Source organism: uncultured Negativicoccus sp. (genome assembly GCF_902480485.1).
GTDB classification, from domain to species: domain Bacteria; phylum Bacillota; class Negativicutes; order Veillonellales; family Negativicoccaceae; genus Negativicoccus; species Negativicoccus succinicivorans.
Genome location: NZ_CABSTC010000031.1, coordinates 1 through 15,477, shown reverse-complemented (window position 1 = coordinate 15,477; position 15,477 = coordinate 1). Strand labels below are relative to the sequence as shown.

14 protein-coding genes and 2 pseudogenes are annotated in these 15,477 nt (G+C 51.8%); 1 reads left to right on the top strand and 15 read right to left on the bottom strand.

Going from position 1 to position 15,477, the window contains the following annotated elements:
• Positions 1 to 109: 109 nt before the first annotated feature.
• The 5 genes and pseudogenes from rpoD (RDN69_RS03690) to rny all read right to left on the bottom strand — a co-directional run.
• Positions 110 to 919: pseudogene (rpoD, locus tag RDN69_RS03690) on the bottom strand (RNA polymerase sigma factor RpoD); the annotation flags it as partial.
• Between the two features lie 297 nt (positions 920 to 1,216).
• Positions 1,217 to 1,564: pseudogene (locus tag RDN69_RS06110) on the bottom strand (RNA polymerase sigma factor region1.1 domain-containing protein); the annotation flags it as partial.
• A gap of 484 nt (positions 1,565 to 2,048) precedes the next feature.
• Positions 2,049 to 3,140 (bottom strand): RNA polymerase sigma factor RpoD, encoded by a 1,092-nt coding sequence (rpoD, locus tag RDN69_RS03680; RefSeq protein WP_024048519.1) that lies wholly within the window; start codon positions 3,138 to 3,140, stop codon positions 2,049 to 2,051.
• A 20-nt stretch (positions 3,141 to 3,160) separates the two neighbouring features.
• Positions 3,161 to 4,936, bottom strand: coding sequence for a DNA primase (gene dnaG, locus RDN69_RS03675; RefSeq protein ID WP_273259941.1), 1,776 nt, complete (start codon positions 4,934 to 4,936; stop codon positions 3,161 to 3,163).
• A gap of 96 nt (positions 4,937 to 5,032) precedes the next feature.
• A complete protein-coding gene (gene rny, locus RDN69_RS03670; protein WP_024048517.1) occupies positions 5,033 to 6,553 on the bottom strand; it encodes a ribonuclease Y in 1,521 nt (506 codons plus the stop codon).
• 231 nt (positions 6,554 to 6,784) lie between these two features.
• Here rny and RDN69_RS03665 point away from each other — a divergent pair, with 231 nt between their 5' ends.
• A complete protein-coding gene (locus RDN69_RS03665; RefSeq protein ID WP_024048516.1) occupies positions 6,785 to 7,039 on the top strand; it encodes a hypothetical protein in 255 nt (84 codons plus the stop codon).
• A 5-nt stretch (positions 7,040 to 7,044) separates the two neighbouring features.
• Here the strand turns inward: RDN69_RS03665 and RDN69_RS03660 are convergent, their stop codons facing one another.
• From RDN69_RS03660 to RDN69_RS03615, 10 genes are all read right to left on the bottom strand, one after another.
• A complete protein-coding gene (locus RDN69_RS03660) occupies positions 7,045 to 7,509 on the bottom strand; it encodes a regulatory protein RecX (protein ID WP_024048515.1) in 465 nt (154 codons plus the stop codon).
• A complete protein-coding gene (gene recA / locus RDN69_RS03655) occupies positions 7,499 to 8,551 on the bottom strand; it encodes a recombinase RecA (RefSeq protein ID WP_034437909.1) in 1,053 nt (350 codons plus the stop codon). The genes RDN69_RS03660 and recA overlap by 11 nt, the downstream gene beginning before the upstream one ends.
• Positions 8,541 to 9,047 carry a CinA family protein gene (locus RDN69_RS03650; protein ID WP_288218269.1) on the bottom strand — a complete coding sequence of 169 codons (507 nt, stop codon included), beginning with the start codon at positions 9,045 to 9,047 and terminating at the stop codon, positions 8,541 to 8,543. The genes recA and RDN69_RS03650 overlap by 11 nt, the downstream gene beginning before the upstream one ends.
• Complete coding sequence (gene rimO, locus RDN69_RS03645; protein WP_273259950.1) at positions 9,047 to 10,390, bottom strand: 30S ribosomal protein S12 methylthiotransferase RimO; 1,344 nt, start codon at positions 10,388 to 10,390, stop codon at positions 9,047 to 9,049. Before rimO ends, RDN69_RS03650 begins: the two co-directional genes overlap by 1 nt.
• The gene (locus RDN69_RS03640; protein ID WP_273259952.1) at positions 10,387 to 11,430 is read right to left on the bottom strand and encodes an ABC transporter substrate-binding protein; all 1,044 of its coding nucleotides are present in this window, start codon (positions 11,428 to 11,430) and stop codon (positions 10,387 to 10,389) included. Before RDN69_RS03640 ends, rimO begins: the two co-directional genes overlap by 4 nt.
• A 99-nt stretch (positions 11,431 to 11,529) precedes the next feature.
• Positions 11,530 to 11,850, bottom strand: a complete 321-nt coding sequence (locus RDN69_RS03635; protein WP_024047929.1) for a DUF1292 domain-containing protein — start codon at positions 11,848 to 11,850, stop codon at positions 11,530 to 11,532.
• Complete coding sequence (gene ruvX / locus RDN69_RS03630; RefSeq protein WP_024047930.1) at positions 11,804 to 12,283, bottom strand: Holliday junction resolvase RuvX; 480 nt, start codon at positions 12,281 to 12,283, stop codon at positions 11,804 to 11,806. The genes RDN69_RS03635 and ruvX overlap by 47 nt, the downstream gene beginning before the upstream one ends.
• The gene (locus RDN69_RS03625) at positions 12,280 to 12,540 is read right to left on the bottom strand and encodes an IreB family regulatory phosphoprotein (protein WP_024047931.1); all 261 of its coding nucleotides are present in this window, start codon (positions 12,538 to 12,540) and stop codon (positions 12,280 to 12,282) included. The genes ruvX and RDN69_RS03625 overlap by 4 nt, the downstream gene beginning before the upstream one ends.
• A 12-nt stretch (positions 12,541 to 12,552) precedes the next feature.
• The gene (gene alaS / locus RDN69_RS03620; RefSeq protein WP_273259957.1) at positions 12,553 to 15,159 is read right to left on the bottom strand and encodes an alanine--tRNA ligase; all 2,607 of its coding nucleotides are present in this window, start codon (positions 15,157 to 15,159) and stop codon (positions 12,553 to 12,555) included.
• A gap of 79 nt (positions 15,160 to 15,238) precedes the next feature.
• A partial coding sequence (locus RDN69_RS03615) for a nitrilase-related carbon-nitrogen hydrolase (RefSeq protein ID WP_288218268.1) occupies positions 15,239 to 15,477 on the bottom strand: 239 nt, incomplete at its 5' end.

The following is a 15,477-nucleotide window of genomic DNA, read 5'->3' as shown; positions in this document are numbered from 1 at the left end:
GAACCAGGGACCGACCGGTTATGAGCCGGTTGCTCTACCCCTGAGCTATAGGCCCGGTGTATAAATATACTTTTCTATTATACAAAAGCATATCAAGCCCTGTCAAACATCAGAGGTAATCGGTAATCTTCTCGCGTTTCCCGCGACTGCGCAATTTTTCCAAGGCTTTACGCTCGATCTGACGAATCCGTTCACGCGTAACGTCAAAGTACTGGCCGACTTCTTCCAGCGTTCGCTGCTTGCCGTCTTTTAACCCGAACCGCAAATAGATGACTTCCCGTTCACGCTTGGTAAGACCTTGCAAAATATCATCGACCTGCTCTTTAAGCAAAATGGCCGAAGCCGCTTCTTCCGGAGCGACGGCATTGCGGTCTTCGATGAATTCCACCAAATGGGAATCTTCCTCTTCGCCGATCGGAGTTTCCAACGAAACCGGTTCCTGCGCAATTTTCATGATCTCGCGCACACGTTCCACGGTAATGTCCATTTGCTCGGCGATTTCTTCCGGCGTTGCTTCGCGTCCCAGTTCCTGCAATAAATTGCGAGCTGTTCGTGAAAGTTTGTTGATGGTTTCCACCATATGTACCGGAATACGAATCGTACGCGCCTGATCGGCGATTGCACGGGTAATCGCCTGGCGAATCCACCAGGTCGCATACGTGCTGAATTTGTAACCTTTTTTATAATCGAATTTATCGACCGCTTTGATCAAGCCGAGGTTACCTTCCTGCATCAAATCCAAAAATTGCATGCCGCGGCCGACGTAGCGTTTCGCAATGCTGACAACCAAACGCAAATTGGCATCCGTCAGATCCTGCTTGGCAAAATGCGCATCCGCCAAAACGCTGCCCTCATTGTGACGTACTTCTTCCGTGACGAGTCCGGCCTCTAACCGGCTTTGCACTTCGTCAGGTGATAAAAACGCTTCGCTCGGCGTTGCCTCCGCGTTTTCTTCATCGGTCGGAAGTTCCGCCATGGCTGTCGCCATTTCTACCGCCTGCGCTATATTCAAGCCATCCGCGGGCTTCATTTGCAGAATATCCAATGATTTTTGCAAGATTTCCGCCGTCGTTTCGTCCCATGTTAATGCGGAAGGAACTTGGAATGCCGTATACGGAATATCTCCCTGCGCATTACTTACCTGCGCCATCGCGGCTACCCAATGGATCACAGCCTGTCGCTGCGCCTGCGTTTCCATAATCAATTTGCCGGCTTCGATGCGTTTGGCAAGCGCTACTTCTTCCGGTGCTTTTAACAGTGAAACACGACCGATTTCTTTAAGGTACATACGCACCGGATCATCTAAATGAATATTGTCATTGCCATCCTGCAAGTTTTCGGACGTGGCTTTACGTACTTCGCGCGCTTCACTGTCTTCGTCTTCATCCTCTTCCGCCAGCGCCTCTTCCTTCTCTTCGCTGTTGACCATTTCAATGTTCTCTTTGTAGAAGCGAGCGTAAATTTTTTCAATTTTTTCCGCGCTTAAATCAAACCGTTCGAAGGCATCCATGACTTCTTCATATGTCAACATGCCATCGCGACGGCCGCGTTCCACCAGAAGCATCAGAACCTGATCAAGGCTGGCGCCTTTTTTGATCAATTGTTGCATCGATTTGGCATCATCGGCTGCGACGGCGCTTCTCGATGCTTTTCCTTTGCTCTTCTTTTCCGTTTTAGATGCGGTCGCTTTTTTGTTACCGCCTGCTTTTTGTTTAGTTTGCTTTGAGGTTTTTTCCGCCCGTTCCGTCACGGTGACTTGATCATCTTCCGTGATCGCAAGCGGAAGGCCTGCCTCCTGTAATTGCTGCGTCAACAATGTGCGACTGCGTTGCGAAAAATGATGCGGAGCCAAAATGGAAGATGCGGCGACAGTATCTTGCGGCTTTGACTGATACCATTCGATCAAATCCTGCCGCGCTATTTCGATTCGTTCCGACACCGTCAGGCGCGTCCGTTTTTTTGTCGTCTTGGTCTGGTTAGTTGCCGTCATTGTTCCATCCTCTTCCATAACTCCGTACTTGCTTTGTTCAAAAATCTCTCTCCTTAAATCAGCGCAATAATTTTTCTTGCGTTTTCAGTTTTTCCAGCGCTTTGCGTTCGATTTGCCGGATGCGCTCGCGTGTGACGTCAAAGTATCGTCCGACTTCTTCGAGCGTACGGTGTTTGCCGTCACGCAAACCGAAACGCAGATAAATGACTTCGCGTTCGCGTTCCGGTAGCGTATTGAGCGCCGCTTCAATCTGTTCGCGTTGCAATGTTTCCGCCACGGCTTCTTCCGGCGCCACCGCATCGCGATCTTCAATGAACGAGCCCAAGTGGGAATCTTCCTCTTCCCCAACCGGTTTTTCCAACGAAACCGGTTCCTCCGCAATTTTTCGGATCTCTCGTACTCGCTCAACCGTTACTTCCATCGCTTCGGCGACTTCTTCAATCGTCGCCTCGCGTCCCTTTTCCTGTCCGATCTGGCGGGTCAACCGGTTCATCCGATTGATCGTTTCCACCATATGCACCGGAACACGGATCGTGCGTGCCTGATCGGCGATCGCTCGCGTAATCGCCTGGCGAATCCACCAGGTAGCATACGTGCTGAATTTAAATCCTTTTGTATAGTCGTACTTTTCCACTGCTCGCAGTAAACCGAGATTGCCTTCCTGGATCAAATCCAAAAACGGCAAGCCGCGACCGTGGTATTTTTTGGCAATGCTTACAACTAACCGCAGATTGGCATCGGAAAGTTCTTTGCGCGCCATATCGGCATCCGCTTCCAGATCCCGCTGTTCGCGTCTCGTGAAACCTTCCACCTCGCGACCGGCTTCGATGCGTTGCGCCAGTTCCACTTCTTCGTCGGCCGTCAACAAGTCGACCTGACCGATTTCTTTTAAATAGGTTTGCACCGCGTCATCGACTCGACTGCCGGCCGCTTCCGTCGCCTCCGCCTGTGCAGCGGCGGGCGATGTGACCGCGCAGAGGACGAGTCCCCGCGTGGCCAGCGCAGCGAGCATCTGGTCCCATTTACGATACGAAAAACCTTGCTGCACCGCATACTCTTGCCAAACGCTGTACGCAAGGTTACCGTGTTTATCCGCGCGTGCCACAAGACTTGCGATGTGTGCCCGATTGCCTTTCTTCGTTGTTTGCATGGCGCCTCCTTTACCACTCATCACAGAGAATGGATGTTTTGCGAAATTTCTACAACCAATTCCATTTCCCTGCGGAACGCTTCGACATCTCCCGCCTGATTATACCGTTCGGCCGCTTTTCTGTGCGCATTATACGAGCGCACCAGCGTCGCCTTGCGAAGACGTCGGATAAGTAATGCCACGTCAGTGGTTCGTGGCGTCAGCCCATCTATTATAACACCCGAAAGCCGCGCTTGCTCGTCGGCCGTCAAAGAAATTTCCCGACCGATTTGCGCCGCACTAACAGTATCGTTGGCCGTCGTCTGTAAAAAGACAAAAATATTTTTCCACAGAGGATCCGTGAAATCCTCAATCGTCAATTGATCAAGCAAATCTTGGCGTTGCGCCGATCCGCTGAACAGCAGACGGATCGCATCGTCTTCCGCCGGATCGGGGGTGACGCGCGGTGCCTCGGCCGTTTCCGCCCGATTGCCCGCGGGTGCAATGTACACGTTTTTTGCTTGCGCTTTGGCGATTTTTTGCGCTTCACTGCGCACGATATTTTCATTCATGCGTAAGCGCGTCGCCAAACGCCGCAGATAACTGTCGATCGTAATGGCATTATCCGTTTGCATGATTTCCGGAACAAATTCCTGAACGATCATATTTTTGCCGTCGGTACTGGTCGCGTCGTGCGCAGCAATGATTTCATCCAGTCGGTAATCCAATACGTTCTGCGCCATGGTAATGACATCTTCCCACGCGTTAGCGCCGTGTTGTTTAATGTATTCATCCGGGTCTTTCCCGTCGGGAAGCGTCGCAATGCGAAGTTTCAAACCCGTCTCGCGCGCGATGGCAATCGCCCGGCGAGTCGCTTCGCGACCGGCGCGATCCATATCATACGCGACGATCGCCACATCGCAGATGCGGCGCAACAGTTGCGCCTGACGTTGCGTGAATGCCGTGCCGAGAGAAGCGACGACATTGGTCACTCCCAAATTGTGAACGCCCACGACATCCATGTAGCCTTCGACCAGCACTGCCTGTTTCGTCTTGCGGATCTCTTTGCGGGCCCGTTCCATCGCAAACAATAAGTCGCCTTTATGAAAGATCGGCGATTCCGGTGAATTTAAATATTTCGGCTCGCCCTCTTCGATGATGCGACCGCCGAAAGCCACCACACGACCTTTATCGTCACGAATCGGGAACATGCAGCGCCCCCGAAAACGGTCATACGTTTTCCCGTTTTTCGTCAGGCATAAACCGCTTTTAATCAGATCTTTCTCCCGATAACCGCGTTCGCGAAAATCGCGATACAAACGATCCCATTGGGGCGGCGCAAAGCCGAGTTTAAAATCGACAATGGTCTGCGCGGATAAACCGCGTTTCTTAAAATAGTCGATACCCGCAGCGCCCATGCGTGTTTTCGTCAGGCAGTTATGAAAATAGCTGGCCGCCAAATCGCAGATCTCATATAACCGTTGCCGCTCTTCTTCCCGCTCGCGCTCGGCCGGCGATAAATCCGTTTTGGGAATTTCCAGACCGATCCGTTGCGCCAGCTTTTCCACGGATTCCGGAAAAGAAATATTTTCTATCTTTTGCACAAATTGAAAAACGTCGCCTCCCGCATGGCAACCGAAACAATAAAAAAATTCCTTGTCGGGTGAGACGGAAAATGACGGCGTCTTTTCTTCGTGAAACGGACAGCACGCCCAGTAATTATTCTGTTTTCGGGTCAGCGGCACGTAGCTTCCGACAACATCGACGATCGGATTGCCGGCTCGCACCTGCTCAATAAATTCTTTGCTGAATTGCATAACGCCTCCGTTTCTGATATATGTATTAACCGTGGAGCGGCAAAATCCTTTTTTTGTCCACGCAAAAGCCGTCGTCATGGTGACGACGGCTTTTATTTATTTGGCATAATCGGTCGCCCGGGTTTCCCGGATGACGACTACTTTGACCTGCCCCGGATACTTGAGTTCGTTTTCGATGCGCTTGGCAATTTTGTGTACCAGCAACGTGGCTTCGTCCTCATTTATTTTTTCCGGTTTGACCATAACACGAATTTCGCGACCGGCTTGAATCGCAAAGCAATTTTCCACGCCCTCAAACGATTTGGCGATTTCTTCCAACTTCGTGAGACGTTTCAAATAATTTTCCAGCGTTTCGCGACGAGCGCCCGGCCGTGCGGCTGAAATCGCATCCGCTGCCGCTACCAAAACCGCTTCCACAAAGGTCGCTTCCGTATCGCCGTGATGGGATGCAATCGCATTCACAACAACGTCCGGTTCATGGTATTTCTTGGCAATCTCTACACCCAATTCCACATGCGTGCCTTCCGTTTCCTGATCGATCGCTTTGCCGATATCATGCAATAAGCCGGCACGACGTGCCATGCCCACATCGGCTCCGATCTCGGCGGCCAGCGTGCCCGCTAACATCGCCACTTCCACGGAGTGCTGCAGAACGTTTTGACCATAACTGGTGCGATATTTCAATCGTCCCAATATCTTAATCAGCTCGGGATGTAAATCGTGGATACCGACGTCGAATGTCGCCTGTTCACCGGCTTCACGCATCGCTTTATCCACTTCTCGTTTGGCTTTTTCGACGGTTTCTTCAATACGAGCCGGATGAATCCTGCCGTCTTTAATCAAGTTTTCCAAGGCAATACGCGCGATTTCCCGCCGTATGGAATGGAAACCGGACAGCGTCACCGCTTCCGGAGTATCATCAATGATTAAATCCACACCGGTCGCCATCTCCAGCGCGCGAATATTGCGCCCTTCACGACCGATAATCCGACCCTTCATTTCATCATTCGGTAAGCTCACCACCGAAATCGTAGTTTCGGCGACCTGATCGGCGGCGTTACGTTGAATCGCCAGCGAAATCACTTCGCGCGCGTTTTTATCCGCTTCCGCTTGGAATTTCGTTTGCAATTCACGAATCAAGACCGCTTGATCATGCTTAATTTGCGTCTCCGTTTGCTCCAGCAACAGTGCTTTCGCCTGTTCCGTAGTCAAGCCGGAGATTTCTTCCAACTTTTGCAGCTGCTGCGCATACAGGCTGTCTGCCGCGCTTTGCCGTTCTTTTACTTTAGCATCGCGGTGCTGCAACGCTTCTTCCTTATGTTCCAGCGAATCCGCACGTTTCTCCAAATTTTCTTCTTTTTGCAGTAAACGTCGTTCATACCGTTGTAAATCTGTGCGGCGTTCCTTTTCTTCCTGTTCAAAATCGGTACGCAGACGATGCATTTCGTCTTTTGTCTGCAGGACGCTCTCTTTGTACGTGCTGTCAGCATCCCGTCGCGCCTGAGCGACAATGCGGGAAGCCTCCTGCTCGGCACTGCCGATTTTCGATTCCGCTAAACTGCGTCGTAAAAAATAGCCGCATGCCACGCCGATAATCGCCAAGAGAAGTCCTATCATGAGAGTCTCAACTATGATCTCCACCTCCCTTGCGCATAGAAAATCAACTGATTTTCTATATATTATTCAGTTTTTTATATTCATTTCTTACAGATTGCCTTTATTTATTGTAGATTTTTTTAATACTACTGTCAAGTAACGCACTTGCTTATACATATCTGCAGTATGGGCAAAAACCCTTTCCGGCGCGGGCATTTTGAGCGCGTCAAAAGCAGCGCCGTGAGAGAAATCATGGAAGTTTTTGAAGCACTGCCAGAAAACATTTTGCCGCAGCGCTTTGACTTATCACACATAGCCGGTCGAGTTCATGGCGCCGCAACAGAGACACCGACAGAAGATTTGTTTCGTAATATGTTTATAAAAAAACGACTCCCGCGAAAGGAGTCATTTTTGGATGATACTTTTTATCTTTCGCACGGCAAACCTCTTGCATTCGCCGAGATCATTCCGCCGTCGGCAAAAAGCATGGCCGTTGTTTTGCGGTGACAACATCAATCGTATTTCGAACGCTCGGAGAGCAACAAATCTCGTGCGGCGAGTTCTTCCAAAACCGCATAAAACGTGCTTTGTCCGTAACCGCGATTGGCAAGGTAGGAGCCGACTTTCCGACGCAATACCGAACCGTTTTTGGTTAATTTCGCAAGCACAAGAGCAAGGGCCCGTTCCTTTTCTTCCTCTGCGCTCAGCCGCTCCGGCATCTCCAACCCGCGCTCTTTCATTTTGTAGGCGATATAGCTGTTGCCGTAGACGCCTTCCTCCACAAAGCGACGATACGCACGGTTTGCCAGTGCTTCGTCATCAATGAAGCGGTTGTCCTGCAAACGCTTCATCGCGGCGTCTTTTTCTTCGTCCGTATACCCTTTTGCCGTGAGTTTGCGACGAATCTCCAGCGCGGAATAACTTCGTTTTGAAAGATATGTCAGTGCCTGATCATAGGCGCGCTCTTCATTCGTCATTCGCTTCCGTCAGCTCGCCCTCTTCGAAAAGTTCAGGTTCGGCCAACAGCGTATCACGAATCAATTTATCGATTTCCTGCGCAATCGCCGGATTTTGTTTCAGATATTCTTTGACATTTTCCTTACCCTGGCCCATACGTTCGCCGTTGTAGGAATACCACGAGCCGCTCTTTTGGATAATTTCCATGTTCACACCGATGTCGATCAACGTGCCCTCATGCGAAATACCGGAGCCGTACATCATGTCAAATTCCGCCAGACGGAACGGCGGCGCCACTTTATTTTTAACGATCTTCGCGCGGGTGCGGTTACCGATCACATCGGTTCCCTGTTTAATCGTTTCACCTTTGCGAATATCAATACGAATGGTCGCGTAGAACTTCAGCGCGCGACCGCCGGTTGTCGTTTCGGGATTGCCGAACATGATGCCGACTTTTTCCCGCAACTGGTTGATAAAGATGACGATCGTCTTGGATTTGCTGATGATACCGGTCAATTTACGCAGCGCCTGGCTCATCAGACGAGCCTGCAAACCGACGTGTGAATCGCCCATTTCCCCTTCAATTTCCGCTTTCGGAACCAGCGCCGCTACCGAGTCGATAACGATAATATCAATCGCGCCGCTGCGCACCAGCATCTCGCAAATTTCCAGCGCCTGTTCACCGGTATCCGGCTGCGAAATCAACAGGTTTTGCGTGTCGACGCCGAGATGGCGCGCGTAAATCGGATCCAGCGCGTGTTCCGCATCGATAAAAGCAGCGATCCCCCCCTGTTTTTGCGCCTGCGCGATCGCATGCAGGGCGACCGTTGTTTTACCGGACGATTCCGGACCGTAGATTTCAATGACACGTCCGCGCGGAAAACCGCCGATGCCCAGCGCCAAATCCAGCGCCAGTGAGCCCGAAGAGATGACTTCCAAATTCATGTTGGAGCCGACATCTCCCAAACGCATGACGGCGCCCGCACCGAAGTCCCGCTCGATCTGCTTAATCGCGCGTTCCAGTGCTTTTACTTTACCTTCATTCAGGCTGTTATTTTCCATCAATCGTATCCTCCTTCGAATGTGTCTGTAACCATGTTGTCAATTGTTCCAGTGCGAATCGGACGGCGCTTGCGCGCACTTCCTCACGCGTACCGCTAAACACGCAGCGATGCACTTTATAATCGGTTTTGCTGCCGCAGGCAATATACACCGTGCCGCAAGGTTCGGTCGCCGTGCCACCGCCCGGCCCCGCATATCCTGTCGTGGCTAAACCGACATCGGCCGCGGCGCTCGCTAAAACTCCCATGAGCATTTCCTGCGCCGTTTTTTCGGAAACGGCTGTATACCGCGCGAGCGTTTCGGCGCGCACATCAAGCCACGCTTCTTTACGACGCTCCTGATACGCAACCATCGCGCCCTCGAAGTAAGCGGAACTGCCCGCCCGATCCGTCAGAGCGGCCGCAAGCATGCCGCCGGTGCAAGACTCTGCGGTCGCTACGCGTAAACCGCTTCGCAGCAATGCTTCATGCAGTGCTTTCGGCATCAAGGACCGCATCAGTACGCCGGCCCGATCGGCTCCGCTACGACATCGTAAGCGTAGCCCGCCATAATTTTTACGGGTACGAAATCCCCCGGCAGTAAATCAGGTTCATTTTCCAAATACACTTTACCGTCCACATCCGGCGCCTGGCTGATCAAACGTCCTTCCGCCGGGGTCTCTGCCGTCGCCGCGGTTTCAATCAGGGCAACCGTTTCCTGGCCGACGCTTTCGCGATTAAGTTGTTCGGAAATCGCCGCCTGTATGGACATCAGAACATCGTAACGTTGGCGTTTGATTTCTTCGGGCACCTGCTCCGGCATACGTGCCGCCGGTGTGCCGTTTTCTTGTGAATAGGGAAATACGCCCACGCGATCAAAACGGATTTTTTTCACGAGTTCGCAAAGTTCTTTAAAGTCGGCTTCCGTTTCGCCGGGAAAACCGACGATAAACGTCGTACGCAAGGTAATCGGAACGGCCTGCGCGCGCACTTTTTCAAGCAAACTGATAATATCCGCTTTGCGGTCACGACGATTCATGCGCTGCAAAATGCGATCGCTGATGTGTTGCAACGGGATATCAATATATTTGCAGATTTTAGGATTCGTAACGATTTCCTGTAAGAGTTCATCCGTAAAATATTTCGGGTATAAATATAAAAGTCGCACCCATTCAATTCCCTCAATCGCCGTCAATTCCCGCAATAATGCGGCAAGAGTCGTCGGATTTTCCAAGTCGCGACCGTAGCTTGTGGTATCCTGCGCGATGACATTAATTTCACGGACACCCTCCTGCGCCATTTTTCGCACTTCACTGACGATGGATGCTACACTGCGACTGCGAAAACGTCCGCGCACGTAGGGAATCAGGCAAAACGCGCAGCCGTTGCTGCAGCCTTCCGCCACCTTGACGTACGCACTGTAATGCGGAGTCGTGCGCTCGCGCGGCAAAGCGGCCAAATCCGGCAGCGGCGCCCGATCAAAGTAAGCGACATGTGACTTGCCTTCACGTTCAAAATGCTCCACCGCTTCCACAATGCGTTCCCACGATTCCGTGCCCAGCAAAATATCAATTTCCGGAATCTCGCGAAACAACTCTTCCCGGAATTGCTGGCTCAAACAGCCGGTGACAACCAGCAGCCTTGCACGGCCGGTTTCTTTATATTGCGCCGCCTGCAAAATTTCCTGAACAGACTCTTCCTTAGCCGCTTCGATAAACGTGCAGGTATTGACGACGATGACATCCGCCTGCGCCCGATCCTCCGTCAATTGCCATTGCGCCTTTTGCAACAACCCCATCATCATTTCGGCATCGACTAAATTTTTTGAACAGCCCAGGCTGATCACTGCGACTTGTTTCATTCAACTTCCTTTCCTGCGAATCGTACTTCCTTCAACCACGCCGCCAATAACGCTTTGCGTCCGGTCGGCGTATAGGCTTTATGGAGTGGCCAAAGTTGCAAATCCCGATTTTCGGAATCCACTACCTGCGAATTCGGAAATCCGGTATAGTAAAAATAATAATGCTTGCGATGCAAGGGCGTAAACGCGTGCCCTTCCATCACCCAATTCAGTAAGGTGCCGACTTCCTGCGCCCGCGGTGTCGATTTAGGAATCCCGACGCCGTATAAGTAGTACGCTGTACCGTCCTGCGGATAAATCATGGTCAACGGCAAACCCTGCACCATAAATTCGCGTGCGGTAGACGCATCGGCAATGGCCACGTCACTTTTTTGCATCGCCAGCACGCGTACCGGTGTCGACAAATATTTCGAATACTGCACCACATGCCGATGAATAAAATCCAGTTTGCGGAATGCTTCGGCATGTCCGTATTGTTCTACCATCGAGTATAAAAGCTCCGCGGAAAGATCCGCCGCTACGAAGTCGGTCATCGCAATGCGAACATCATTATGCGCTGTCAAATCCTGCCACGAATGCAACGGTTTTGACGTGGAGTGATAGTAATCATTGGTCACGACAAACACGATCGGAATATACCATGTGCCGGTCCACAGTCCGTTTTCATCTTTAAATTGTTGCGCGACGAGATCGGTTTGTTCCGACGTGTACGGCTGCAGCAGATCAAAGCGAGCGAGCTCTTGCAGTGTAGCCTGACTCGCCCAGACAAGATCCGGTGCAGGCGTATTTCCCGGCGACTTCAGATGGGTTATAATCTGCTCCCCGGTCAAAGGTACCAAGGTAAGTTCCACCTGCTGTTCATTGCGATAGACTTCCGCCAAGGTTTGGATAATATCCGGCGGCATATCGGAATATACCACCAGCTTCTCCCTGACGGGGACAGCCCCTTCTTCTGACGCATCCTGTGGGGGCAAGTGCGCCGTCGCCACAAGCCATAACACGGCAACGACCAACAGCCCTACCGGCAACCATTTCCGCATGTTTTCACCTCGGGTTCATTATACCATAGCCGCCCGCTACGAATTTGCCCAAAATTGTCGCAAATAAAAAACACATCGGCTTGTCAGCCGATGTGTTTTTTATTCTTCATCTTCCGTTTCGAACATATCGTCGTACAATTTTTGGACCGCTTCAAATTCATCTTCTTCCGGCGATACATATTCGATCTCGCCATCTGCAGTCGTATCCATACGAGCTAAAATCAGATCCGGCTCTTCGTCTTCCGGTGCATCATCGTCCGGGATGGACACCAGCACGGCAAATTGCTTGCCGTTGTACGGAATAATAATATCCTGTGCGTAGTACTCCTCTTCGCCGTTCGGACCTTCCACTTCCACGATGACTACTTCTTCATCATTCTGCAGTTCCTGTTCCGCTTGCATTTCCGGTTGCTTTTCCATTGTCTACCCCTTCTTTCTGCGCGATGGCATTCAAATATCCTTGTAATATAAGCACTGCGGCTAATTGGTCAACAACAGTGCGTCGTTTATCGCGACGTACGTTACCCGCCAAAAGACTCCTCTGGGCAGCGACTGTCGTAAGTCGTTCATCCCAAAAAACAATTTCAGTATCGGGGAGCAGACGTTGTAAACGAGCCGCAAACTTTTGCGTTTTTTTCGCTCGTTCACCGATCGTTCCGTTCATGTTTTTCGGTAAACCGACCACAATCTTCGCTGCATCATAATGGTGCGCCCATTCGGCCATGCGTTCCAGATCGGCGTTGCGGGAAACATGCTCCCACGTTTCCACCGCCTGCGCCGTCATTCCGAGCGGGTCGCTCACGGCAATGCCCGTGCGCTTTGTGCCGACATCCAGCCCTAAGATCCGTTTCATTGGCGGTCTTGGGCTACGTACAACGTAATCAAGTCTTCCAAAATGCGGTCACGTTCAAACCCGCGAATCAAATTACGCGCATTTCGGTGACTGGTAATATAAGTCGGATCGCCGGACAGCAGGTATCCTGCCAGCTGCACGACCGGATCGTGACCTTTTTCACGCATCGCCGCAATGACCTCACGAAGCATTAAGGATACTTCCGAATCCCCTTTTTTTATAGGAGCATAAAATTTGGTTTCATCATTCACTGCCACGATAATCCTCCCTCACGTCAAGGCTTGCAGCATCACTGCCACGCCGGCCTCAATCGCTTCACCAAGCTTAGCCGGATCTTTGCCGCCTGCCTGCGCCATATCCGGACGACCGCCACCGCCGCCGCCGGCTACTTTGGCCGCCGCTTTGACCGCATTACCCGCATGAATGCCGCGAGCCACTGCAGTCGCATCCGCCATCGCCACTAAATTTACTTTTTCACCGATTTGCGCGCCCAATACAAGCGCCTGAATATCATCGCGTGCTTTGAGCATATCGCCCAAGGCACGTAATTCCTGTACGTCCGCCACTTCCACGACGCCGCTGGCAATCCGCAAACCGTCTTGCGTAACTGCATTTTTCACCAGATCACCGACCTGGTCTTTGGCCTGCGCCTGATGCAATGAAGAAAGCTCTTGCGCCAACTCTTTCTTTTCCGCCAGCAATTTTTCCAATTTCTCCAGCAATTCCTGCGGACGTGCTTTTAAAAGCTCCGCCGCCTGCGCCAGATCATTCGTATCCTGTTGCGCCAACCGATATGCGGCATGACCGGTCACGGCCTCGATGCGACGAATACCGGAACCGATACCGCTTTCCGAAAGGATTCGGAAGGAACCGATTTCACCGGTGTTGCGGACATGACTGCCGCCGCATAATTCGATGCTGACCTCCGGTACTTCGACCACACGAACGATGTTTCCGTATTTTTCGCCGAAGAGTGCGATGGCGCCCAATGCTTTGGCTTCTTCGATCGGCAGTTCGCGAATATTCGTAGAAATGCCGGCCAAAATACGTTCATTGACTTCCGCTTCGACCGCTTTCAATTCATCTGCGGAAAGCGGTTCGGGATGGGTAAAATCAAAACGTAAACGTTCCGGCATTACGACCGAACCCGCCTGCGTGACATGATCGCCCAGTACATGGCGCAACGCCGCTTGTAAAAGGTGCGTTGCGGTATGGTTGCGCGCCATGTCATGACGACGTTCCGTATCGACGGCGAGCGTCACTTCCGCGCCGCGTTCGATCGTTCCTTCGGTGACCTCTCCCAGGAGATAAATCGTGCCGTCCGGGTTTTTCTTCGTATCGGTAATCTCTACTTTGCCCGTAGCGCTTTGCAGTTCGCCGATATCGCCCAGCTGACCGCCGCCTTCGGCATGGAACGGATTCGTGGCCAAAATAATGAGCACCGATTCGCCGTCGGAAGCCGATTCGATTTCGACACCGTCGCGACCGAGCATCAAAATCTCACTGGCCGTCGCCGTTTCATCGGCCGTCTTACCGGCCCCCGCCAAGCGGGTAGTATCCGGTGTCGCGACCTTCGCGGACACTTTCGCACGCGCCTGACGCGCGCGTTCGCGTTGCGTTTTCATTGCCGTTTTAAAGCCGTCAATGTCGATCGCAAGTCCTGCTTCGGCGGCAATTTCTTCGGTCAGTTCCCAAGGGAACCCATACGTATCATACAATTGGAAAACATCTTCGCCGCTGAGCGATGTTTTTTGTTGCTCTTTTGCGGCATCTATTTTCTCCTGCAACAGCAAGCTGCCCTGGTCCAGCGTTTTTTGGAAACGAGCTTCTTCGCTGGCCGCAATCTTCTTAATATAAGCCATCTTTTCAAAAAGATCCGGCAAGCCCTGTCCCAACAAATCAATGACTAAGTCCACCAACTCGGCCATAAACGGTTGGTTAATACCGAGCAATTTACCCTGCCGTACCGCCCGTCGTAAGATTCGACGCAATACATAGCCGCGGCCTTCATTGGACGGCAGTACGCCATCGCCGATCAGCGCCGTCACCGCCCGCGAATGGTCGGCAATAACTTTAAGCGCAACGTCGGTCTCCGCCGAGGTATTGTATTTCGTCCCCGCCAGCGCCGCCGCGCGTTCAATAAGCGGGAAAATCAAATCTGTTTCAAAATTGTTGCGCTTTTTCTGTAAAACGGCCGCCAGTCGTTCCAGGCCGGCGCCGGTATCGATGTTTTTCTTGGCGAGCGGTTCGTATTGACCGTCTTTTGTCCGATTGTACTGCGTGAATACGAGGTTCCAAATTTCCAGAAACCGATCGCCGTCACTGCCCATTGCATTTTCGGGACCGGTACCGAACGATTCACCCTGATCGTAAAAAATTTCGCTGCAGGGACCGCACGGCCCTTCGCCGATTTCCCAGAAGTTATCTTCCAACTTATAGATGCGCTCATCCGGCAAACCTACCGTTTCATGCCAAAGCGCATAGGCTTCCTTGTCTTCCGGGTGGATTGTCACGTACAGACGCTCGGGATCCAGCTGCAGTTCTTCCGTGAGAAACTGCCAAGCCCATTGAATGGCATCCTGCTTAAAATAATCGCCGAATGAAAAGTTCCCCAACATTTCAAAAAATGTATGGTGACGCGCGGTTCTGCCGACATTCTCCAAATCGCCCGTACGCATACATTTTTGACAGGTTACCACGCGATGGCGCGGCGGTTCTACTTTCCCCGTGAAAAAAGGTTTTAACGGTGCCATACCGGCCCCGATCAAAAGCAAACTCGGATCATCTTTCGGAATCAACGGAAAGCTGGGCAGATGCAAATGCCCGCGTTCTTCAAAAAAGCGTAAATAACGCTCACGAATTTCATTACCTTTCATGCTTTATATGTTCCCCCCAGCACTGTTCGATGTGTGCTTATTATACCATGCGCCCCCGTTGCTAACAATGCAATGCCGGTTACTCGCCGCCATAAACCCCGGGACGGCGATCGGCAAAAACGCTCATTCGTGCGCGTGTTTGCTCGACCAGGTCGCTGTTGTATTCGCCATACAAAATCGCTTCATTTTGGTCGCCTTTTACCACGTTTTCGCCCATCGGATCAATCAGGGCGGAGTGCCCGGCGAAGATATTATTTTTAAAGGTGCCGACCGCATTCACCGCGCAAATATACATCTGGTTCTCGATGGCGCGCGCCT

Excerpts from the sequence above, each read along its gene's own strand:
- rpoD (WP_024048519.1), bottom strand. The coding sequence starts at position 3,140 with ATGCAAACAACGAAGAAAGGCAATCGGGCACACATCGCAAGTCTTGTG.
- dnaG (WP_273259941.1), bottom strand. The coding sequence starts at position 4,936 with ATGCAATTCAGCAAAGAATTTATTGAGCAGGTGCGAGCCGGCAATCCG.
- rny (WP_024048517.1), bottom strand. The coding sequence starts at position 6,553 with ATGATAGGACTTCTCTTGGCGATTATCGGCGTGGCATGCGGCTATTTT.
- RDN69_RS03665 (WP_024048516.1), top strand. The coding sequence starts at position 6,785 with ATGGAAGTTTTTGAAGCACTGCCAGAAAACATTTTGCCGCAGCGCTTT.
- RDN69_RS03660 (WP_024048515.1), bottom strand. The coding sequence starts at position 7,509 with ATGACGAATGAAGAGCGCGCCTATGATCAGGCACTGACATATCTTTCA.
- recA (WP_034437909.1), bottom strand. The coding sequence starts at position 8,551 with ATGGAAAATAACAGCCTGAATGAAGGTAAAGTAAAAGCACTGGAACGC.
- RDN69_RS03650 (WP_288218269.1), bottom strand. The coding sequence starts at position 9,047 with ATGCGGTCCTTGATGCCGAAAGCACTGCATGAAGCATTGCTGCGAAGC.
- rimO (WP_273259950.1), bottom strand. The coding sequence starts at position 10,390 with ATGAAACAAGTCGCAGTGATCAGCCTGGGCTGTTCAAAAAATTTAGTC.
- RDN69_RS03640 (WP_273259952.1), bottom strand. The coding sequence starts at position 11,430 with ATGCGGAAATGGTTGCCGGTAGGGCTGTTGGTCGTTGCCGTGTTATGG.
- RDN69_RS03635 (WP_024047929.1), bottom strand. The coding sequence starts at position 11,850 with ATGGAAAAGCAACCGGAAATGCAAGCGGAACAGGAACTGCAGAATGAT.
- ruvX (WP_024047930.1), bottom strand. The coding sequence starts at position 12,283 with ATGAAACGGATCTTAGGGCTGGATGTCGGCACAAAGCGCACGGGCATT.
- alaS (WP_273259957.1), bottom strand. The coding sequence starts at position 15,159 with ATGAAAGGTAATGAAATTCGTGAGCGTTATTTACGCTTTTTTGAAGAA.